The sequence below is a fragment of the Pseudoalteromonas sp. A3 genome (assembly GCF_025942345.1).
GTDB classification, from domain to species: Bacteria; Pseudomonadota; Gammaproteobacteria; order Enterobacterales; family Alteromonadaceae; genus Pseudoalteromonas; species Pseudoalteromonas atlantica.
Window position 1 is genome coordinate 341414 of the sequence record NZ_JAPCKL010000001.1, and the last position, 19927, is coordinate 361340.

General features: G+C 38.9%; 21 protein-coding genes. 13 read left to right on the forward strand and 8 right to left on the reverse strand.

All coding sequences use genetic code 11. From position 1 onward, the window contains the following. Window positions 1-52 precede the first annotated feature (52 nt). Window positions 53-673 (reverse strand): trimeric intracellular cation channel family protein, encoded by a 621-nt coding sequence (locus OIZ54_RS01540; protein ID WP_004586627.1) that lies wholly within the window; start codon window positions 671-673, stop codon window positions 53-55. Between the two features lie 416 nt (window positions 674-1089). Between OIZ54_RS01540 and OIZ54_RS01545 the strand changes: the two genes are divergently transcribed. The 3 genes from OIZ54_RS01545 to OIZ54_RS01555 all read left to right on the forward strand — a co-directional run bounded on the left by OIZ54_RS01545 (window position 1090) and on the right by OIZ54_RS01555 (window position 4169). Next, window positions 1090-1698, forward strand: coding sequence for a cold shock domain-containing protein (locus OIZ54_RS01545; RefSeq protein ID WP_264389501.1), 609 nt, complete (start codon window positions 1090-1092; stop codon window positions 1696-1698). A 276-nt stretch (window positions 1699-1974) separates the two neighbouring features. Next, window positions 1975-2934 (forward strand): hypothetical protein, encoded by a 960-nt coding sequence (locus OIZ54_RS01550; RefSeq protein ID WP_264389502.1) that lies wholly within the window; start codon window positions 1975-1977, stop codon window positions 2932-2934. A 101-nt stretch (window positions 2935-3035) separates the two neighbouring features. Next, the gene (locus tag OIZ54_RS01555) at window positions 3036-4169 is read left to right on the forward strand and encodes an MBL fold metallo-hydrolase (RefSeq protein ID WP_264389503.1); all 1134 of its coding nucleotides are present in this window, start codon (window positions 3036-3038) and stop codon (window positions 4167-4169) included. A gap of 321 nt (window positions 4170-4490) precedes the next feature. On the opposite strand, the gene OIZ54_RS01560 is transcribed toward OIZ54_RS01555, so the two are convergent. Both OIZ54_RS01560 and OIZ54_RS01565 read right to left on the reverse strand, forming a co-directional pair. Next, window positions 4491-5093: a thiamine biosynthesis protein ThiC gene (locus OIZ54_RS01560; RefSeq protein WP_264389504.1), complete on the reverse strand. Its 603-nt coding sequence runs from the start codon at window positions 5091-5093 to the stop codon at window positions 4491-4493. Between the two features lie 389 nt (window positions 5094-5482). Then, window positions 5483-6184, reverse strand: coding sequence for a metal-dependent hydrolase (locus tag OIZ54_RS01565; RefSeq protein WP_264389505.1), 702 nt, complete (start codon window positions 6182-6184; stop codon window positions 5483-5485). A 304-nt stretch (window positions 6185-6488) separates the two neighbouring features. On the opposite strand from OIZ54_RS01565, the gene OIZ54_RS01570 reads away from it, so the two are divergent. From OIZ54_RS01570 to OIZ54_RS01585, 4 genes are all read left to right on the forward strand, one after another. Beyond that, window positions 6489-7316: an ABC transporter ATP-binding protein gene (locus tag OIZ54_RS01570; RefSeq protein ID WP_264389506.1), complete on the forward strand. Its 828-nt coding sequence runs from the start codon at window positions 6489-6491 to the stop codon at window positions 7314-7316. Beyond that, the gene (locus tag OIZ54_RS01575) at window positions 7316-8764 is read left to right on the forward strand and encodes an ABC transporter permease (RefSeq protein ID WP_264389507.1); all 1449 of its coding nucleotides are present in this window, start codon (window positions 7316-7318) and stop codon (window positions 8762-8764) included. Before OIZ54_RS01570 ends, OIZ54_RS01575 begins: the two co-directional genes overlap by 1 nt. After that, a complete protein-coding gene (locus tag OIZ54_RS01580; protein WP_264389508.1) occupies window positions 8761-10023 on the forward strand; it encodes a DUF3526 domain-containing protein in 1263 nt (420 codons plus the stop codon). The genes OIZ54_RS01575 and OIZ54_RS01580 overlap by 4 nt, the downstream gene beginning before the upstream one ends. Window positions 10024-10113: 90 nt before the next feature. Continuing rightward, the gene (locus OIZ54_RS01585) at window positions 10114-12222 is read left to right on the forward strand and encodes a TonB-dependent siderophore receptor (protein ID WP_264389509.1); all 2109 of its coding nucleotides are present in this window, start codon (window positions 10114-10116) and stop codon (window positions 12220-12222) included. Between the two features lie 53 nt (window positions 12223-12275). On the opposite strand, the gene OIZ54_RS01590 is transcribed toward OIZ54_RS01585, so the two are convergent. Together OIZ54_RS01590 and OIZ54_RS01595 are read right to left on the reverse strand one after the other, a co-directional pair. Continuing rightward, entirely contained in the window at window positions 12276-13025 is a 750-nt protein-coding gene (locus tag OIZ54_RS01590; RefSeq protein WP_264389510.1) for a substrate-binding periplasmic protein, read from the reverse strand. 137 nt (window positions 13026-13162) lie between these two features. Continuing rightward, window positions 13163-14077 carry a 2OG-Fe(II) oxygenase family protein gene (locus tag OIZ54_RS01595; RefSeq protein WP_096739635.1) on the reverse strand — a complete coding sequence of 305 codons (915 nt, stop codon included), beginning with the start codon at window positions 14075-14077 and terminating at the stop codon, window positions 13163-13165. A 306-nt stretch (window positions 14078-14383) separates the two neighbouring features. On the opposite strand from OIZ54_RS01595, the gene OIZ54_RS01600 reads away from it, so the two are divergent. The 3 genes from OIZ54_RS01600 to OIZ54_RS01610 are packed head-to-tail and all read left to right on the forward strand — an operon-like array spanning window position 14384 to window position 15668. After that, window positions 14384-14989: a hypothetical protein gene (locus OIZ54_RS01600; protein ID WP_096739636.1), complete on the forward strand. Its 606-nt coding sequence runs from the start codon at window positions 14384-14386 to the stop codon at window positions 14987-14989. Window position 14990: 1 nt separating this feature from the next. Beyond that, a complete protein-coding gene (locus OIZ54_RS01605; RefSeq protein ID WP_096739637.1) occupies window positions 14991-15338 on the forward strand; it encodes a hypothetical protein in 348 nt (115 codons plus the stop codon). 33 nt (window positions 15339-15371) lie between these two features. After that, a complete protein-coding gene (locus OIZ54_RS01610; RefSeq protein ID WP_096739638.1) occupies window positions 15372-15668 on the forward strand; it encodes a hypothetical protein in 297 nt (98 codons plus the stop codon). Window positions 15669-15730: 62 nt separating this feature from the next. Here OIZ54_RS01610 and msrA read toward each other — a convergent pair whose 3' ends face one another. Next, window positions 15731-16330 (reverse strand): peptide-methionine (S)-S-oxide reductase MsrA, encoded by a 600-nt coding sequence (gene msrA / locus OIZ54_RS01615; RefSeq protein WP_138576380.1) that lies wholly within the window; start codon window positions 16328-16330, stop codon window positions 15731-15733. Between the two features lie 236 nt (window positions 16331-16566). On the opposite strand from msrA, the gene OIZ54_RS01620 reads away from it, so the two are divergent. After that, entirely contained in the window at window positions 16567-16761 is a 195-nt protein-coding gene (locus OIZ54_RS01620) for a CPXCG motif-containing cysteine-rich protein (protein WP_004586615.1), read from the forward strand. A gap of 63 nt (window positions 16762-16824) precedes the next feature. On the opposite strand, the gene OIZ54_RS01625 is transcribed toward OIZ54_RS01620, so the two are convergent. Then, window positions 16825-17028, reverse strand: coding sequence for a hypothetical protein (locus OIZ54_RS01625; RefSeq protein ID WP_264389513.1), 204 nt, complete (start codon window positions 17026-17028; stop codon window positions 16825-16827). Window positions 17029-17127: 99 nt separating this feature from the next. Between OIZ54_RS01625 and OIZ54_RS01630 the strand changes: the two genes are divergently transcribed. Both OIZ54_RS01630 and OIZ54_RS01635 read left to right on the forward strand, forming a co-directional pair. Then, entirely contained in the window at window positions 17128-17610 is a 483-nt protein-coding gene (locus tag OIZ54_RS01630) for a GNAT family N-acetyltransferase (protein ID WP_264389514.1), read from the forward strand. A gap of 172 nt (window positions 17611-17782) precedes the next feature. Further along, window positions 17783-18397, forward strand: a complete 615-nt coding sequence (locus OIZ54_RS01635) for a MarC family protein (protein ID WP_004586612.1) — start codon at window positions 17783-17785, stop codon at window positions 18395-18397. Window positions 18398-18691: 294 nt separating this feature from the next. Here the strand turns inward: OIZ54_RS01635 and OIZ54_RS01640 are convergent, their stop codons facing one another. Then, complete coding sequence (locus OIZ54_RS01640; RefSeq protein ID WP_264389515.1) at window positions 18692-19828, reverse strand: MFS transporter; 1137 nt, start codon at window positions 19826-19828, stop codon at window positions 18692-18694. Between the last annotated feature and the right edge of the window lie 99 nt (window positions 19829-19927).

Genomic DNA, 19927 nt, shown 5'->3' on the forward strand with positions numbered 1-19927 from the left:
ATATTAATTAAGGCAGGTTTAATACCTGCCTTATCTTTTATTAAAGCCTAATTTATTTAGCGTGATGCTCTAACAAACTAAAGGTAGGTAAACGCCACTTAAAGCGAATTGACGCCATACGTATTAAGTAGCCTGCAACAAGGCTTACAATAATGCTGATGTTGTCATCAATATTGTAATGGTGCAGTGCTAGGAATAAGCAGGCAACCAGTAACGATACACTCGCGTATAGCTCGTTATGTAGTACTAAAGGTGCTTGGCGACATATTAAATCGCGCAGCAACCCACCAAATACACCGGTTACAACTGCAGCCACAACACAAATACCATAGTGCAGGCCCATATTTAGCCCAACTTGGCAGCCAATAATGCTAAACGCCGCAAGCCCTAGCGCATCTAAGCGCATAAAAATGCCTTTAAATTTAACCACCCACTTAGCAAGCCACGTAGTCACAATGCCCGCTATACAAGTAATTAAAAGGTATTCAGGGTGCTGAACCCAGGTAAGTGGGTAATTGCCTAGTAAAATATCTCGCACGCTACCACCACCAATTGCTGTTGCACTGGCAACCAGTACAACGCCAAACCAATCCATTTTCATTCGCCCAGCGCTAAGTGCACCGGTCATGGCTTCTGCAGTAATACCAATAATATAAACAACGGTTAATAGCATGAGATAATCACTTGAAAATTGCACGTAAAAATAAGGTGTGGATTGTATAGATAAATTAAGTAAATAACGAATGAAAAATCACACTAAAAACGCTTAATTCAGATAGAAATAACTAATAACAAAACCGAGTGTAAACAAGCTGTTAAGCTAATCGCTTCGCAAAAGTTAGCAGTAGTAGAATAAAGGATAAATGGCCGTAATTTATAAAATAAAACAGGCTATTTTTTGCTGCTTATTTAAAGCTCAAAGCTCGGTATTTTCCCTATACGGTTAAGTGTTTTGCCAACTATTTGGCGTGTTTAAATTAACCTAATATGAATATTTGGTTGCGTGGTAGCAATTTAGGAACGTATACTAACCATTCTTAACTTAAATGGAATTTGCTTAATCGCAGCTTAATCAGCACAGGTAACTACATGAACAAAGGATTGTTAAAAGCGTGGAATGACGAAAAGGGCTTTGGTTTTATTAAATCAGACACCCTAGCTCACGACACCTTTATACACATTTCAGCGCTCAAACATATGAGCCGAAAACCTAAAGTGGGCGACACCATTTATTTTGAAGTCGCTACACAGCCCGATGGTAAAACCAAAGCCGTTAATTGCCGGATAGAAGGCGTAGCTGCACTTAAAGTCACGCCTAAAAAATCGAACCATCATCGTGTTGCTAAATCTAATTTTACCGATAGTTTTTTAGGCAAAGTCGCGTCAATTAGCATTATCGCTGTACTTGGTTTTGTTGCAGTAAATAAATACAGCCATTATCAAAGTAGTGAGCAATTTAATAACCACACTCCCGTTATTACCAACGCCGATTTAGCCACCTTTGACGAGCAATACCCAAAAAGCGTTATTCCAAAAAGCACGCAAAATTTTACCTGCGATGGCAGGCAGCACTGTAGCCAAATGACTTCCCGTGCAGAGGCGGTATTTTTTATAAATAACTGCCCTAATACAAAAATGGATGGCGATAGAGATGGCGACCCTTGTGAGAGGGATTCACGGTTCCAAAATGAATGGTAATTTTAGAAATCGATTAGTTAAAGGTTAAGTTTAAGATAGGTTTTACTATGAACTGTATATAAATACAGTTGTGCGTAATTTGCCTCATAACATTATTAAAAGGCGTTATGGGGTTAAATAACACAGGCTACTGAGTAGCAATTGTTATTGTCTGATTATAAACGAATTATTTGCTGTTATTACCAAACAACGTAATAGATGCCGTTTTGGGGTGTTAGAAACCCCCTAAGTGGGGTCAATAAGACGTTAGCCATTATTAATATTTACGAGGTAGTTTTGAAGAATAGAGAAATATCAGGTTACATTGTTTTAGTTCTTTTTGTTGCTTTTTCAGCGTTTGCTTTAGATGTTTTATCTTCACACTTGACTGTAGAAATAGGACCCAAAAGTTTACTTGATAAAGATGGTAATATAACCACTACTTTAGAGATTGTTTATCCTTTATGGCATCAAGTTATTAATTTAGTAAAGAACTTCTTATACGGCCTTGCAGCTGCAATTTTTATAACTGTATTTGTTGCTAATAAACTACAAAGTAGTCAGCAGAAAGAAAAAGAAAACGAATTAATAAAGTTAAATGAAGCAGTCAATGTTAATGTTTTTGATAGTCTTTTTAAAACGATTATCCCAGAAGAGATTTTTAAAATAATTAAGCAAGAGATTATTGAAAATAAGGTTGTTAGGCGCGAAGCAAAATGGATTTATAACTTTGAAGAGGCAGGTGGTAAAGTTATTTGCACTCAAACTACTAGGTATGAACTTCATAACTTAAGCCAAGAGGCTGTTTCTGATCCAGTTAAGTTGGAGCTTGATTCTCTTGGTGGTGAAGAATACGAAATCATTTCTGCGGAATGTCTTAGTATCGCTGGAGAGGTTTTAGTCCACTATGATCCTTCTGATTTGAGTAATAACAAAAATATTTATGTAAACACTGACGGTAAGCATACTTCGGTGGAATATACGGTCAATATTCCACCTGAAAGCTACGTAGAGTATAAAACTGTATTTCGACGAGCTTACCTCGGAGATATTACAGATGCTCAAGCAACAAAAGTCCCTGTTATCGGTGCTGACATAATTGTTAACTTTCCTGAGAAGTATGATTTTGATGTTTTTCCTTTTATGTCATCAATACCAAGGTTAATAACTAAAAGTTCGACTCAAAAAATTTATCGTGTTGAGGGAGGTATTTTACCTCGGCAAGGATTCATCTTTTATCTGGTCAAAAATTTCTAATAAGTTGCTTAAACGGAAAAATAACAGTTGGCCATCGCTTCGCGATTATAGCCAACCATTATTTTCCTCTTAGCAAAGCGTTAGAAGCATTAGGAGTTTAATTGGACAAATTCATCTCGATAAGTGTCAATCAGGGGGACGCCTTTTATTTAGAAAGGGAAGAACGAAAAATCCTTGTTGATGGTGGAAAATCTAGAAATGGATTCCCACAGCAATTTTTAAGAACAACAAATTCTGAGTCTATAGACATATTAGTTTGCACCCATGCTGATGCAGATCATATAAATGGTTTACTTGGATTATTAGATCAAGGTTTTAGCATTGCAGAAGTCTGGCTACCAGGTGTTTGGACCAGCAGGCTAGAAGATCTTATAAACACACCTGACGAATTCATTTTTGAAGCCCACAAGGATATAATGGAAAAATATCTGGGAGATGAGATCAAACTGGAGGAAATAGGTGAAAGTATAAATCCAGATTGCATTGAAAATTTAAGACCTGATGAATCATGTATAGAGGTATCAAGGATTTATTCATCAATTGAAACACAAGAAAAAAATAATGAATGGAAATTTCGCTTTTCTTCTGAATATTTATACCACCGTCATATTCATAAAATGCTGGGTAGAAATATAGATATATATATTGATGCAATTCAAACTGCAGAAAAAATTAGAGAGATGGCAATATTAGCCTACCATTCTGGGGCCAAGATAAGATGGTTTGAATTTGGCCAAGAGCCCACAAAAAACTGTGGTGAAAAATACCTGAAGCCTATAAATTCAAGAGAAACATTGCAAATTTCAAAGCGTAAATCAGCCTTAGAGTATTTATCATTAAGCAAGGCTAACAAAGAAAGTCTTGTTTTCCATTCTCCCACCGAAAATGGAAGAGCAAATGTACTCTTCAGCGCTGACTCAGATTTAGCTTTAAATTATAACTTACGGGACGTTGGGAATGATTCTATTATCACTGCACCTCACCATGGCTCAGAACATAATAAAAACGCATATCAAGAACTAACAAATAACAATGTCATTACAAATGAAAGCATTCTTATTCGTAGTGACGGAAAGTATAAATCACGGCCTGGGAATTCTTACTTGCAATCAGTTGCTAAAAGAGCATGTACATTGTGCAGACCCTTTATTACACCTAAGCAAAATGTCATTTTCGAATCTAACGGCAAAGGGTGGGTGGCATCGAAAGGTTTAAACTGGTGTAAGTGCAAATAAAGCTCTAACAAGATAATTGGACTCCCAACTTCTACACTTAAGTAGAAATTATTTTTCGGAGTTCAATTAAAGCTAAGGGGACAAATTTTGACTTCATACATCAAAGCATAAATCGGTTAAATGCTTTTGATATAAGCTATTTATAGCCTCTAAAAGCGCAGCGCCTCATAACCTCTTTGTGAACTAGCTATAAATAATTAAGGTTTCTGGCACTTTAATTTCTATGACTCTAAACATAAAACATCGGCGAATTAGCACTCTAATACACGCCGATGTTTATAACTTATCTAAATAAGCAAATTACTTATAAGGTATAAAACCTTAGTCTTGCTTACGGTTAAGGCTAAATAAGCAGATTGCTAGAAGTAACGTTGCAATCATACCTGATGCACCAGCAACACCTGATGGTAAGAACCCATCACGCCCAGCAATAATTAATACTGCATTGGCAAGCATTGCAACTGCGCCTGCTAGGGCTGTAAGGCCGCCAATGGCTTTGCCACCTTTAGCAATAAAAGATAGGCCAAATACAAGGGCTGCTAAGCCTAATAATAATTTAGCTGCGTAGTAAATCATGAATGATAAAGACACCACGCCACCAATTAAAGGTTGTGCGCCTTCTACTGCGCCCGCTACTTTGCCAAATGTTGAAAACAATGTTAGGCCAATGCTTACCTGTACTATGTTTAATATTGCGCTAAATGTGATAGCCGACCAACCTAGTTGAGCGTTTTTAGCTTGCACCATAGTGGTACTTGCAAAGGCCACAAGCACAGTAAACAGCACGGCTTCTAGTCCCCATGCATACTGTCTTGAAAAGCTAATTTCAGCACTGTAAAGGGCAGTGAAAATAGCCTGGGTTATCGCCAACGCCAACAATAACGATGCTGTAATTAGGGTGGTGCGCTTATGTATAAATTCCATTATGTACCTCTTATAATTTTATATTTGACGCTTTAAAAGTTGCAGTCGCTTTGCATACATCAAACAGATGAAAGTATTACTGCTATAAGACAGGTAAAGCGGGGTAATTATTTCACTAAAACCAATAAAAATAATAATTAATATTAAATAGGCTAAAACTTGTGCTTTTAATGAAACTTAAATTGGCAAAGCCGCATTGAGATAAGCTGTTAAGCCCTTAAAAGAGATGCGCCTCTTATCCTCTTTGTGAATCAACTTTTAAATTAAATGTTGGAGTTACTTCGACTAACTAAGCTGGCTGTTTATTTAAAAGGAAATTAAAACAATCACTTAAATAAGCATTTATACCCACAAACAATGTTTATGGGTATTTTTATAAATGTTATTTATTAAGATAAAAGCCTAAAATGCGACCAATCACTTAATGCGATAATAGTTTGCTCTGTAGGCGGGGCTACATAGATTAAAGCTGCAATGGCAATTATTGATGCCAAGGTAATTAATTTATTGTCGAAGTCGGCTATTTTTAACGCGGTGCCAAAGGAGCGTTTAATGGTGACATTGCTTAAATCTACACTGTAAATTTCATCGAGTAATAAATGAATTAACCCGCCGATTAAAATAAATCCTCCTGTTAACCAGGCAAAGGTGGCTGCTTGTGTGGTTGTTTGCTCGTTTAGTTGCCACGTTACTTGCGTTGTTAACAGCGCGCATAGCACTAAAAATAATAACGAGTGGCAGCTGCCTCTATGTACTGTGATCCATTCAAAAATGGGCCTAATAATGTATTTCATAAACCCGTACACCAATAACGGCACTACGATTAGCTCAATAAAGCTAATTTCGATTATTAGCTCGGTGGTTATGTAATGCAGCACCAGTAATACAGCGCTCAGTGCAAATAAGTTAAAAATAGTATTGAGCGAGGTTGAGTTATCTGAGTCTATGTCGGGTAATAAGCCCCCAATTGAGCCTAAAAACCATAACCAAAGTGCGCCGTTTAAATCAATATGGCCTGCAGTTAATAAAGTGGCCGAGCCTAAACCTGTGATGATGACTGCAGTATTAAGATGAGTATTGAAATTTGCCATTGTATCTCTTGATAGAAAAATAGGTGGGCATTTTAGCAATTGAAAAGTTCATTGTTCAATTTACTTTAAAGGTAAGGCGTAAATAACTTAAGTACTTAATTTTAAACGCTGCCTTAGGAATGATTTTAGCCTAAATGGTTATGGATTTTTGTAATAGGCAAAACCCGTTGAATAAACCAACGTGGGTAACACTATTAAAACCTCTGCATCATTTGTTAATTATTAATATGTTATAGTGTTGCAATATGTGTTTGATATAGTATAACATTCATCACATTCTAATTTCCCTTAATAGAGTTTGAATGTGAGTACACCTACAGCTGTTAATCAAACATCACCTAAAGAATCTCCACGTGTAGAACAAACACGTAATGAAGACCTAAATACAACTCAAGCCGCTACTCAAGCAGTTAAAAGCGAAGCCATTATTGAAGTGGATTCGTTAAGTTTTAGCATTAAAAACAACGCTATTTTAAAAAACTTAAACTTTACTGTGGGCTCAGGCGAAATTTACGCGTTACTTGGCGGTAACGGCGCGGGTAAATCAACCACGTTAAAAACTTTGCTTGGGTTTAATAAACCCACTCAAGGCTCTGTAAAAGTAGCGGGCAAAGAGGTAACACAGGCACTTGATTTTGTACGCGGTAAAACGGCGTATTTGCCAGAGTCAGCAACGTTATATCCGCATTTAACTGCCCGCGAAAACGTGGCGTATTTTTTATCGCTTGCTGATATTAAAAAAACCGATGAGCAAATTAATGCTGCGTTTAACCGTGTAGCGCTACAACAAGCTGCATGGGAGCGTCCTATGCAAACGTACTCTAAAGGCATGAGGCAAAAAACTGCGATTGCACTGGCTATTTTACGCCAAGCCCCCATATTTTTACTTGATGAACCTACATCGGGCCTTGACCCTGTTGCAATTGATGAGTTTAACCAGTTAGTGCGTGAGCTTGCATTAACCGGCGCCACTATTTTAATGGTAACGCACGATGTATACGGCGCATGCCAAGTTGCAAACCGAATTGGTTTATTAAGAGCGGGCGAGCTGGTGGGCGAATTTGACGCGCCAGAAAATTGTCGAATTGATACCGAGCAAGTTCATGCCGCGTTTGCACAAAGAGGCGCGTAATGAGCAAAAATAACTTTTCAAAGGTGGTGATAGTTGCCAAAGATGAGTGGCGCTATTGGCTTCGCTCAAAACTGGCGATGACCGTTTTAGCAATTGGTTTATTACTTACGCTTTCATCGGTGGTGGTTACTGCCATTACAATGCACGAACTTAACCACACTCGTAATGAATTACAAAGCAATGCAGAGCAAAGCTTTGCTGAGCAGCCCGATCGCCACCCACACAGAATGGTGCACTATGGGCATTACGCTTTTAGAACGCCAACCCCACTGAGCACACTCGACCCAGGTATAGATGCCTACACAGGTAACTCAATATTTTTAGAAGGGCATAGGCAAAACAGTGCAATGTTTGCCGAGCAGCGCCAAGGCACAGCTTTAACAAAACTTGGCAGCTTAACGCCAGCTTTTATTGTGCAAACATTAGCGCCGTTACTCCTTATTTTAATTGGTTACAGCTCTATTAGCCGTGAGCGCGAATCGCAAACGCTGTCGTATTTATTGGCGCAAGGCACCAAAGGCAGCACGCTGATTGCGGGTAAAGGGCTGGCGCTTTTGTGTGTTGTTGGGTTAATTATTGCGCCATTAGCGGTGTCGGCGTTATTTACGCTTAGCGCGGGTGAGAGCCTTTTAGCAGTTGTTAGTTTTATTGTGGGTTATGCATTGTATTTAAGCGTGTGGGTGTTAGTTGTTTTATTAGCATCGAGCGTGTTTAGTAAAAATAGTGGTAGCTTTACAGCGCTTGCGTTTGTGTGGATTTTACTGTGCATTGTTATGCCGCGAGTAGCAAGTACCAGTGCCTCTACGGCTGTGCCATCGGCCGGTAAAATAGAAACCGACTTTGCAGTAAAAGCTGAGCTTAGAAAACTAGGTGATGGCCATAACACCAACGACCCCGCCTTTAAGCAATTTAAACAATCTCTGCTTAAAAAATACAACGTAAGCAGCATTGATGAGCTACCAGTAAACTTTAGAGGGTTAGTGGCCAGTGAATCAGAGGCTAAACAAACTAAGGTGTTAAACCAGTTTGCCGAGCAGCGCATGCAAAGTGAGCTTAAACAAACGCAGGTATCGCGTTACTTTGGTTGGGTATCGCCTATGGTGGCTATTCGCTCGTTGTCGATGATTGTAGTGGGTACCAGCATAGAAACCCATCATCGCTTTTTACGCGAAACCGAACAGCTACGCTTTGATTTTGTGCAAGGGCTTAACAAAGTACACATTGAAAAGCTTGATTACCAAGTTGATATGAACCGCAACGCCAATACCGAGGCTACTAAAAAAGCGCGCGTAGGATCAGAGAACTGGCAAATACTGCAAAAATTTACCTTTGATGTAGATAGCGCTGATGTTCGCGCGCAAAGAAGTGTACCTGCTTTTTTACAGTTAATACTGTGGATTGTAGTACTTGTAGGCGGTATTAAATTGGTAGGAAAACGTTTGATATGAGTTATTTAATTACACAACTTACACGAGAATGGGGCTTTTTACTGCGTCAAAAGTACCTTGTGGTATTGCTGTTATGTAGCTTTGTTTTATCGGGCTTTGCAATATATAGCGGGCTTAGCGAAGTAAGCGCGCAGCAGCAAACAATAGAGCGTTTAAAAGCTGCAGATCAAAGCGATCGCGCTAAAGTGCAGCAAAAGCAAGACGATCCGGGCATGTTGGCTTATTACAGTTTTCATTTAACGTATTCTCAGCCATCTAACCTTGCTTTTGCAGCATTAGGGGAACGCGATATATTCCCGTGGAAACACCGTATTAATTTATTGGCCATAGAGGGGCAAATTTACGAAAGCGATGCACAAAATGCCGAATTGGCACAAGCTGGTAAAATTGATTTTGTATTTGTAATTAGCGCCTTAGCACCACTGGTTATTATTTTGCTGTTTCATGACTTATTTGCAAATGAGCGCACCAGCGGCAGGCACGACTTACTTGTTACTACGGCTAAATCGTACTTTGCTTTGTGGGGCGCACGTATAACGGTAAGGTTTTTAGCAGTAATAGTGTGTTTAATGCTGCCATTTTTTATAGGTGCATTTATAGCTGGGGCAAGCGCGTTTGAAATTGCGTATGTATCGCTACTTTGTATTGCATACCTTGCATTTTGGACTGCGCTGAGTGTGTGGTGGGGCAAAAACGCGACTAGTGCGCCGCGCGTAGCCTCTGGCCTAATTGGTTTATGGGTATTATTTGCTTTTATTATTCCTATTTTAGGCGACCTTGCTATAAACAAGTCGGTGCATTCGCCTAAGGGTGGCGACATTATGCTTACTCAGCGTGAGGCGGTAAATGATGCCTGGGATTTACCAAAATCTGCCACTATGCAGCCTTTTATTAAAGAGTACCCAGCACTTGCGCCATACATTACTATGAGCAGTGAGTTTGAGTGGAAATGGTATTACGCATTTCAGCAAATGGGCGATTTAAAAGCAGCGCCGCTCTCTAAAGCATACCGAGACGCAGCCGCTAAAAAATATGACTTAGCAGGCGTTGTGTCGTGGTTTTCGCCACCGCTGTTATTGCAGCGCAGCTTAACGCGAGCCGCCCAAACGGACTCAGTAGCAGCGTATGCATACGAGCAGCAAATTCGTGATTATCATCAGCAATTACGTGAGTTTTATTACCCTTGGTTATTTTATAAGGGTAACCCGCCTAAATCAGCTCTCAATAACATGCCACGCTTTGAGGCTATAGCAAAGTAATCCTTACTAGGTGCGCTAACCGCCGCTGTTTGGCGCTCCTAGTAACAACACCATAATTATAAAATACTTATATTACTAACAAGGTTCACAATGAAAACCAACACAACAGGGCTTAAGCTCTCCTATTTAAGTGCGTGCCTAGTAAGCTTATTTAGCAGCCACGCTTTAGCTGCTGATCAAAACCAGCAAACACACAGTGCTAACACAAACATTGAAAGGCTGTCTGTGGTTGCTACGCGCCAAGCTTACCAAGGTAACTTTAGCCAACTAGAAACTCCACAATCAGAGCTTAAAATTGATTTAGAAGCGCTTGAAAATGCAGGTGCAGTAAGCCTTGACCAAGCGCTTGATTTATCGGCCTCTGTTGCACGGCAAAATAACTTTGGAGGGCTTTGGAATAGTTTTTCGTTACGTGGCTTTGTAGGCGATGAAAACCTACCGAGTAACTACTTAGTAAATGGTTTTAATGCTGGGCGCGGTTTTGGTGGCTCGCGTGATTTGTCGGGTATTGAGTCGGTTGAGGTTTTAAAAGGCCCGCGTGCGGCTTTATTTGGCCGTGGTGAGCCAGGTGGTACAGTAAACTTAGTTACTAAACGCCCAACGTTTGATACGCAAGGTGAAATTAAGCTCTCGGTAGCAAGTTTTGATACTTACCGCGCCGATGTAGATTACACCACGGCGCTTAACGATGACGTTGCAATTAGAGTGGTTGGTTTTTACGAAGACGCCGAGAGCTTTAGAGGCACCATAGAAACCACTAAACACGGCTTTAGCCCGTCAATAGTGTGGAATATTAACGACAGTAGCCAACTTGTTTACGAGCTTGAATACAGCGAGCAAGAAGTACCGTTTGATAGAGGCGTATTAGCCATAGATGGCGAGCTTGGGCTTATACCACAAAGTCGCTTTTTAGGTGAGCCGGGCGATGGCCCAATTGAAGCCGATGTACTAGGGCATCAGTTAGAGTACATTCATGACTTTGATGATAACTGGAGCATTTTATTTGGTGCAAACTACCGTGATACCTCTATGGAAGGCTTTGCAACCGAAACCGGGTTTGGCGGCGTAGTTGATGGCGAAGTAAACCGCTTTAGGCGCTACCGCGATTTTGATGCTCAATACCATGTATTGCGTGCAGAGCTAAGCGGCAGCCTTGAGCTTGGCGGTTTTGAGCACCGTTTAATTATGGGTGTTGACGCTGATAAATTTGAAAACGATCAATTTATTTTGCGTGTACGGGGCGATCAATACATTAATGTATTTAACCCTGTATACGGCGCGTATGAATTACCAACGCCTACATCTAATACCGACCGCGTAGAGATTCAAGAGTCACTAGGGGTATTTATTCAAGACCAAATAAGCGTTACCGATAAGTTAGATATTCGTATTGGTGCCCGTTTTGATGATTACGAGCAGCGCTTAAATAACCGTTTAGCAGGCACTAATACTAAACAAACGCAGTCGCGCGTGAGCCCGCAGTTTGGTGTGGTGTATGAAGCCGGTGATTATGTATCTGTTTATGCTGCCTATGGCGAAAACTTTCGCCCGCTGTCGGGCACTGATACTAATGGCGATGGTTTTGAGCCAAACCAATCTACCTCTGCTGAGCTAGGTGTAAAATTTACACTTAACGATGGCGCGTTATTTGGTACCGTTGCCGTATTTAAAGTAGATCAAGACAACATGCTAGTAGTAGATGACCCAACAGCGTTTACCTACGCAGCCATTGGTGAAGCGCAAAGTAAGGGAATAGAAATAGACCTAACGGGTGAGCTTAGCGATAGTTTAGAAATTTGGGCGTCGTATGCGTATGTAGATGCCCAAATAGAAAACTCATTTTTTGATGCTAACTTTGGCTACACAGTAGAGGCCGGCGAGTCACTTTTAAATGTACCAGAGCATCAACTTAGCTTGCAGCTTGTTAAATCGGGCGAGTTATATGGCAATGCAATTAAATTTGGTGGCGGGCTATTATTTGTAGACGAACGCAATGGCTATTTTGGTACCGACTTTAAACTACCCAGTTATACAACCGCGCGTGTATTTGTAAATTACGATGTAACAGACGCGATTGGTGTTACGGCTGAGGTAAATAACCTGTTTGATGAAACGTATTACACAAACTCGTTTGCCGATGCATGGGTACAACCTGGTAAACCACGTAACGTTAAATTTTCTGCCTCTTATAAGTTTTAATTGGTATTTTGCGCTGTAAACGTAAAAAGGTCGCTTAGTTAAAGCGACCTTTTTTATTTGGCGTGTTTGTATTTTTTTAATATTTTAGAGTACTCGCCTGAATTTTTTAACTTTTGCAGCTGAATATTAAAGTCATCACGTAATTTTTTTGATTTAAATAAATAGCCACTAGGGCTTTTACCAAACAGCGCAAAGTGATCTACAGGTTGTGTGCTATCAATACCTTTAAGGGTTGAGCGATAGTAATTAAAACTTTGTTTATCCATTTGAATCACATTAGCCTTGTTTGAAAAAAGCATTTTAACTTGAAGAGATTGGTCGTGCACTTCGTAATATTGCGTATTGGCTTTTGCCATTTTTGCATATTCTTCACCTAAATGTATGCCGGCGCTGGGCCACGAGATTAAGCTGTAATGTGTTAAATCTGAAATTTTAGTAAAGTTAAAATGCTTGCTCCTTAGGGCTATCGCAACGTTTTCGTATTCATAGGCTTCATTTGAAATATAACCGCTTAGGAGATTACCGTTTTCTGTGCTTAAGTTTATGTCGGCTAGTATGTCGAGCTTTCCATCTATATACTCTTTAGCGCGGCGAGTATAAGGATAATAGCGTGGCTCTATTTCATACCCTAAAGGCGTTAATGCGGCTTTAATAATATCGAGGGTTAGCCCGCTGTTGGTATGTGACATTACAAAAGGTGGTAGGGTTTCGCCAAAACCTACAACTAATTTTTGTTTAGTAGGCGATGCACAGGCAAAAGAGGATACAAGCAGTGTAGTTATTATAAAAAAGTTTAACTTCATTAGGCTGTTTAAATTAACTTAGCATACTAAAAAGATAGTAACTAAGTGGTTATGTAACAAGTAAATAGCCCATTAAAGTATGATTAAATACCTTTAATGGGCAAGTATTAGGCACAAAAGGTTAAACTTGGCACCGTTTAAAAAGGTGCGTAGCCGTCTGGCGTTGTTTTTGGCGTAGTCCAACGCTCTTTTGCATCAATATCTGTACGTTTTGACCCCGGCGCTGGTATACGGCCATTATCGCCAAAAAGCCATAACACTAGGTTTGTTCTGTCGCCACTGGTTATAGGTTTTGCCGCGTGTGGTACATTGCCTTTGTGGATCATGGCGGAGCCTGGTTTAAAGCTAAGTTGTACAACTTTTGCGTTTACTTGGTCGTAAAAATCAAGCTCTGATCCGCTAAATTCTTCCCCAGGTAAGTTTAAATTAATATTTAATGTTACTGATGATGCATCGGTATGCGGACGAATAGACGCATCTGTACTTGGGTCGTAATAAATAGAAAAACCAAACGTTTGCGTATCGTAACCTATGATTTCAGGAAACAATAGACGTGAAATAGGGCGCATGTATGTATTTAATACTTGGTTATAAAATGCCTGAAAACTAGGAGCAGCTAAATAGCCCTCTGAGCGTTTGTCGAGCATAGCGCCGCGACGGTTTAATACAATACCGTACGGTGGACGCATAGGAATGTTAGCATTCCATACTTTTTCTAGGTAACCACGTAAAACTGCTAGGCGCTCAGGATCAAAAAATTGAAACTGATAAACATCAGTCGCTACTTCTTCTAGTAGTGATTTTACTAAATGCTCTTTTGATGGATCTTGCCATGCAGCATTAACGGCTTCACGTAAGTTTTTATCTAGTAATGAATCGTCCAAGGTAAAGGTGGTTGTATCTACTTCGGTTTCTTCCCACTCTTTCCAGGCTTGTGTAAGTAGTTGGTCGTTGTTGTACCAAAAATGCTGTACAGAGTGCTCACGATTTAACATGGCCTCTCTTGAAGGTAACGCTAGAGCACGAGCAAGTTGTAATTGGGTGGCAGACATAATGTGTAACTCCAGTTGTTGAATTAGGTTTTATCAATTTAGGAGTGCAATTTATTATATTTATAAAGTTAGATAAATAAGCTGTTTTAGGAAACAGTATCAAAATAATGTTTATAATTAAGTAAGGTAAGGCTACTTTATAAGTTTTATTATTTTATTTGGCTTAATTAGTGAATTGCTTATCGCTTAAGCTTTTTTAGACAAAAATGTCAGTTTACTTAGTAAAAAGAAATACTAGGCTTGACATATAAGGAGCAACTTCCTAATGTAGGAGTAAATTTATTAAGCAAAGTAAAGGGAACTTATATGTCTTCGATAATAATGAGAACAGAAAATTTGTCACTTAAAGAGAGAAAAGAGCTAGAGATTAAGTGCTCAAATAGACTTAATTGGACTGATGGAGGTAATTGGATGGGGAGAGGGAAAGCTCCAAATTGTATGATCAAGGAAAGAGTAAGAAGTAAATCCTCACACACGCTTCTATTTCCTAGTGACTTATCAGCTAATAAATGGAATTCTGAATGGGAAAAAACCATTCGACACGGAGGATATGTTGCTTCTGCTTTATTAGGTCTAGCAACTGGATTTATAGCTACGGCTTCGGCTTCATTTTCAGTTTCAGTATTATCAGGCATTGTTTTAGGTGAAACGCAGGCTTCAATTGAATACCCTAAAATGGAAAGGGATTGGAGCTATGAGGTTATATTTGAGTATGATTTTTCATGGTCACCCCATCCTTTTTCTGGAAGGACTTTAACTCAAACCATCACTGGAGTGTCTAAAAATCATCTAGGACAGCAAGTTAAATTAAATAAAAACACTCAGAAATACGAGCTTAATCAGTTGCCTGATGGCCTAGGTCGATTATTAGCAAGCTCTCCTCCCAAAATAACAACTTCAGTCTATAGTTAGTATGTTTAAGAAAATATTATTAATTAAATATATTTTTTTCAGTCTTGTTATATCCTCGCCTTTGAGCGCTAAAAATATATCAATAGAGTATAAATGGAAATTAGTAGAAATTGTTGAATCAGATGATAAAGCTATAACAATTCCAGCTGGTAACTACCTTGATATTGATGAAAATTCAATACTCGAGGTAATGAAGACCTTTGGCAATAGAAACTATCCCTACCATAGAGAGGAGAACAATTTATTTGTAACATCAGGTTCTCAAACTATTAAATGGGAGATTATTTTTGTTGATAATAATAACCTGCATTTAGTCACGCCAATAGGAACCTATATTTTGGTGCGATAAAATTAAGCTTTGTAGTAAAAGTATGGAAATAACATGTTACCTAAATGTTTAAATTGCCAAAAGAATATATCATTAGCTTGGTTTGTTGTTGCTCGTATGTCTACAAAGTATAGGTGTACTCAATGCGGGGCTCTCCATGAGTTTACCCAAAGGCATAAGCTGATTGGTATTATTGCTGTAATTCCTCTGATAATTTTAGTGAATATTTTAGAAACTATTATTCCATCTTCAGTATTAAGATTTGTATTTCTTTTAGCGCTAGCAGTTACTGTAATGGTTTTTATACCTAAACAATATAGACTTTCAGAGCATGATAATTTGAAAAAATAGGTTAAAATTACTTATTAAAAGATGGGTTTGTGTAAACCCATCAAGCGTTTAACTATAGATTTTTAATGTGTGACTCTATCGCCCCAAATTTCTTCTAGGCGGTTATCGCGTCCGCAGCGCCAGCGGTAGGTATTGTAGCGTATGGGGTTATTTTTATAATAATCCTGATGGTAGCTTTCTTTACCTTTAATTGGGTAAAAAGTGCTGGCATTAAGTATTGGCGTGACCACTGTTTGATTTGGGAATTCTGCTATTACGGCTTGTTTGGTTTGCTCTGCTATTTTGCGCTCTTGCTCGTTAGCTACAAATATGGCGCTTAAATAACTTGGGCCTTTATCGCAAAATTGGCCTTTGGCATCAAAGGGATCAATATTTACCCAAAAATGATCAAGTATGCCTTTGTAGCTTACTACATCAGGGTCGTAAGTAATTTGTACTGCTTCATAATGGCCTTGATGGTTACCATTGTAGGTCGGGTTTTTAATTTTACCGCCTGTAAAACCCGATATAACATCTTTTACGCCTTTGAGCTTTTCAAAGTCGCTTTCCATGCACCAAAAACATCCACCGGCTAAAACTGCTTTTTCGGTTTTAGCTGCATGTGAAAAGGTGCTAAACAACATTGCGGCAGATGTTAATGCAAGCGTAAGTGATTTTTTCATATAATAATCTACCTCTAGTATGAGTTTAAATACATATTCTTAATAGTTAGACCCTTTAACTGTAAAACCTATTTCATTGTTTTTAGTAGGCTAACGTGAATAGCGGAAAAAGTAATATACGTAATGGTTTTTAATTACGGCCATACGTACATTGGGCAACCTCTGTAGCACAATGTTGTATTATTAGAGTGTGTTTATTAAAGTGAAAGCATTGAGATAAAAGTAGTAGGTGTTAAATGAACCAGTTAACCGAAAAATCGATAAGTTGCCCGTATTGCGGCGAAAGCATAGAAGTATTATTAGACGCGGCAGATATTGGCGAGCAATACATAGAAGACTGCCAAGTATGCTGTAAGCCTATTTCGTTTGTTGTTTTTGAAGATGAAGACGAGTTAAAAGTAAATGTATACAGTGAAGACGATACATTTTAATCCTTCGTTACTCTTTATATAGGTGGCTGCACAGTGGCAGCCACTTCCGTTTATACACGGGTGCTAGCTATTATTTTGCTCTCGGGCTAGTTGGTTTGGTAACAGCACTTCTACTATTTCGCGTGCGGGGAGTGTATAACGTGTGCCGTCAAACATTACCGAGGTAAACTCGTTTATATTAGTAATGCCTGTTAGGGTCCAGCCCTCACCACGTTTAGGGCAGTATACGGTTGTGGTAGGTTGAATTACTTTAAAATCGTCGCTCATTATTGCTCTCAATATTGGCTATAAAGATAATGCTTGTGAATACGCTATGGTAAGTTAATAATGCTTAACCATAAAGCGCTATTTTAACTCCTGTATAAAATGTTTAAAACAACTCAGCTTGAACGCGTTACGTTGCGTTTAATTACTCATAAGCATGCCCCACAGTTATTTTCTATTTTGAATCACCCGCAAGTGAGCGAATTTAACGACTATAAAACCCCCTTAAGTAAATGCCAAATTAAACAATTAATACAAGACGATATTACCGCCTATTACGAAGGCGAAGTGATAAGAGTAGCTATTGAACATAATATAAATGGCAAACTTATGGGCACCTGTGGGCTTTATAATTTATCGCCTTGTAAAAGTAGGGCGTTTATTGGGTTTGAGCTTGATCCTATATATTGGGATAAGGGCATTATGTTTGAGGTAATAACCGGCTTTGTTAAAACACTTAAACTGGCTATACCGCTAAACTACTTAGCGGCGCAGGTAAGTGCACATAATGCGCGTTCGCATAACTTATTAGTTAAATTAGGCTTTAGCTTGGGTGAGCATTCTATTTGGTATAAACATGTTTAGAACTGCATTAGTCATGTATTAGTGCTGCATTTGCATTATACACGTTAGTAAATTTCATCATAAGAGGAACAAATGCAATATAAAAAATAGCCAATTTGGCTTATAGTTAAGCGTAAGCAAATGAATTTGTTACCCGAGTTTTTAAAACGTGTTCGCTTAACAAGGATTTTATATGCTAGAAAAACTATCTCAAGATGCCCTCGTTATTTGGGCCACTATTGACCCAATAGGGACTATGGCGCTTTTTGCTGCGCTCACTTCTCATTTAACTGATCAACAACGTCGTAAAACTGCGTTTAAAACTGTGCTATATGCAGGTGCTGTGTTACTTGGCTCTATTTTAATAGGGCAGCTTATTTTAAATGCGATGGGTATAAGGCTGGTATCGTTTCAGTTAGGGGGCGGGATAATTTTATTTTTGTTTGGCTTACAAATGATATTTGGCAATGATTCTAACAAAGCAAAACAAGACCCAGGGCACGATATTGCAGTGTTTCCCCTTGCTATACCTGCTACCGCCACACCAGGTGCTATTTTAGCCGTTATATTACTTACCGATAATCACATTCACCCAATTACAACCCAAATAGGCACAGCTTTAATTACACTGGCAGTGTTAGGTGTAACCTTAATTTTGTTGTTGCTGTCGGGCAAAATTATAAAGCTAATTGGTATTGGCGGGGCGTCTATTTTAACGCGTGTGATGGGGATGATACTGGCCGCATTTTCTGTAGAGCTGATAATGACTGCACTTGAAGTTAAGCAGTGGGTAACGCTAGGGCCCTAATCAATCTTAAGATTTTTATAAAAAAGGCATGCACTGTATTTATATACAGTGCATGCCTTTTTGCTTATAATCCCTTTAATTAATACTTATTTGCTAAGGCTAAAAAACTGACTATACAACGCAATTAACTAAAGCAACAACCATTGCTGGTGGCTTTATAGCAAAAGAACACATCATACTATGTTATTCTAAAGTGCTTAACTTAGCTAAAGAGTGAGGAGGAATAAAAGTAGCCAATAAATAGGGGATAATTGGCTACTTAATTTGATAATTTTACCGGTTATTGATTGCTGCTTAGTACGCTTTAGGTTTTACAAGAAGGGCGATAGCTACAACGGCGCTTAAAATACTGCATATTATAAATACGTTATGTTCACCCCCAGGTATGTACTCCATAAAAGAGGTAAAAAACTGACCGGAGAACACCGCCATTGTGAAATACGATAAGTTACGTCCGCGAACATTTTCTGGGCTTAGCTCTACGGTCATGTGGTTTAAAAGAGGAATGCTAAAACCAAAGCCAATACCAATTAATAGCGCGCCTAATACTAATATCAATGTACTTGATTGTATAAAGCAAAGGTATGATAAACCAAAGGCAAAAAATGCAATTGCTAATACATTTTTCTCACTAAGGCGTTTAGTTGCTTTAGGCATAAATCCCGCTGTAAATACCGCAATTAACGATATAAAAGCCAATAGCTGGCCTATTTCAGACTCATTAAAATTTAGTGCGTGCAAGGTAATAGGTAAAAGCACGGTTGAGGTAAAAAATATGGTCATAGCTAGGGTTGATACTATATAAACCCCTTTAAGCGTTAATGCGTTTGAATTGCTCTTTTTTATTTGTTGAGTTTGCTCTGTGTTTTGGGCGTTTAATTGCTGCTTCCGGGGTACAAACATGAGCAACATAGCTAAAAATACCCAAGCAATTAAATACAAAGCAAGGGGTAATCCCCAATACATTGACGCTAAAACACCGCCTAAAAATAAAAATATAACGCCACCTAGCTCTATCGCCATGCCTTGTTTGGCAATCATATTCAGTCGGGCTTCGCCGCTGTACCACGTTGAAATTAATACGGTGCAACTTGCCATCACTATTGCTGTAATACCACCTAATGCAAAACGATTAATAAATACTAAGGTTGGGCCATGTAAAAAGTAAGCACATGCACCCACTAATCCGTATAAAAATAAACCTATTATAAGTAAAGGATATGCGCCGTACTTGTCTATTAATCTTCCGGCTAGGGGGGCAAACACCACCGCACCTAAAGAAGGTAAAGTAATTAATAATACGCTGTTGCTTTGTATGCCTAGGCCATCAGCAATGGTAACTAAACCCGGCGCTAATAGGGTGCCAACCATTATGGTTAAGCTGGCAATACATAGTAGAGTAAAATTACCGGCGGTTTTGAGTGAACTCATTTTCTCTCCATTAATTTTCGGGTGAATTTATAAGCATGTTTACAGGCATTATTAATACGCAGCGCACACAGCTTTTATAAAGTGTTATAGCAAATAATA

Bases quoted from the DNA above. Each gene is read 5' to 3' on its own strand.
- OIZ54_RS01610 (WP_096739638.1), top strand. From the start codon at position 15,372: ATGTTACCTAAATGTTTAAATTGCCAAAAGAATATATCATTAGCTTGG.
- OIZ54_RS01620 (WP_004586615.1), top strand. From the start codon at position 16,567: ATGAACCAGTTAACCGAAAAATCGATAAGTTGCCCGTATTGCGGCGAA.
- OIZ54_RS01545 (WP_264389501.1), top strand. From the start codon at position 1,090: ATGAACAAAGGATTGTTAAAAGCGTGGAATGACGAAAAGGGCTTTGGT.
- OIZ54_RS01600 (WP_096739636.1), top strand. From the start codon at position 14,384: ATGTCTTCGATAATAATGAGAACAGAAAATTTGTCACTTAAAGAGAGA.
- OIZ54_RS01640 (WP_264389515.1), bottom strand. From the start codon at position 19,828: ATGAGTTCACTCAAAACCGCCGGTAATTTTACTCTACTATGTATTGCC.
- OIZ54_RS01580 (WP_264389508.1), top strand. From the start codon at position 8,761: ATGAGTTATTTAATTACACAACTTACACGAGAATGGGGCTTTTTACTG.
- OIZ54_RS01560 (WP_264389504.1), bottom strand. From the start codon at position 5,093: ATGGAATTTATACATAAGCGCACCACCCTAATTACAGCATCGTTATTG.
- OIZ54_RS01625 (WP_264389513.1), bottom strand. From the start codon at position 17,028: ATGAGCGACGATTTTAAAGTAATTCAACCTACCACAACCGTATACTGC.
- msrA (WP_138576380.1), bottom strand. From the start codon at position 16,330: ATGAAAAAATCACTTACGCTTGCATTAACATCTGCCGCAATGTTGTTT.
- OIZ54_RS01585 (WP_264389509.1), top strand. From the start codon at position 10,114: ATGAAAACCAACACAACAGGGCTTAAGCTCTCCTATTTAAGTGCGTGC.
- OIZ54_RS01605 (WP_096739637.1), top strand. From the start codon at position 14,991: ATGTTTAAGAAAATATTATTAATTAAATATATTTTTTTCAGTCTTGTT.
- OIZ54_RS01595 (WP_096739635.1), bottom strand. From the start codon at position 14,077: ATGTCTGCCACCCAATTACAACTTGCTCGTGCTCTAGCGTTACCTTCA.
- OIZ54_RS01635 (WP_004586612.1), top strand. From the start codon at position 17,783: ATGCTAGAAAAACTATCTCAAGATGCCCTCGTTATTTGGGCCACTATT.
- OIZ54_RS01590 (WP_264389510.1), bottom strand. From the start codon at position 13,025: ATGAAGTTAAACTTTTTTATAATAACTACACTGCTTGTATCCTCTTTT.
- OIZ54_RS01565 (WP_264389505.1), bottom strand. From the start codon at position 6,184: ATGGCAAATTTCAATACTCATCTTAATACTGCAGTCATCATCACAGGT.
- OIZ54_RS01630 (WP_264389514.1), top strand. From the start codon at position 17,128: ATGTTTAAAACAACTCAGCTTGAACGCGTTACGTTGCGTTTAATTACT.
- OIZ54_RS01540 (WP_004586627.1), bottom strand. From the start codon at position 673: ATGCTATTAACCGTTGTTTATATTATTGGTATTACTGCAGAAGCCATG.
- OIZ54_RS01575 (WP_264389507.1), top strand. From the start codon at position 7,316: ATGAGCAAAAATAACTTTTCAAAGGTGGTGATAGTTGCCAAAGATGAG.